This is a genomic window from Pantoea sp. EKM103V (genome assembly GCF_011800365.1).
Classification (GTDB): Bacteria; Pseudomonadota; Gammaproteobacteria; order Enterobacterales; family Enterobacteriaceae; genus Pantoea; species Pantoea anthophila.
In genome coordinates, this window is sequence record NZ_JAALFQ010000061.1 from 1 (window position 1) to 282 (window position 282).

The following is a 282-nucleotide window of genomic DNA, read 5'->3' on the forward strand; positions in this document are numbered from 1 at the left end:
CACTGTACCATTTAAGGGTCCATTGCAGAAATTTTTGTTGTTAAAAAAGAAGTTGCTTAATGCGCTATGAATCCTGTTCCGTAGCAAAACTTCATAAATACCTATTGCTAAGCTTATTCTTGATGAAAGCTCCCCATTCCAGCAATATATCCCATAAGCCTCTTCATCACTCGCAGTTTTAAAAAAAGATTTATAACTGCCAATTCTTAGGGATGATATTTCATTGATATGCTTACTAATGTTTTCAGGGCTTATGCGATACATGTGGTTTCTTTCCCTTAT

At 35.1% G+C, this 282-nt stretch carries 1 pseudogene; it reads right to left on the bottom strand.

The annotated features are described in order from the left end of the window. Positions 1–264 (bottom strand): annotated as a pseudogene (locus tag HFD97_RS22210) (hypothetical protein); the annotation flags it as partial. Positions 265–282 lie beyond the last annotated feature (18 nt).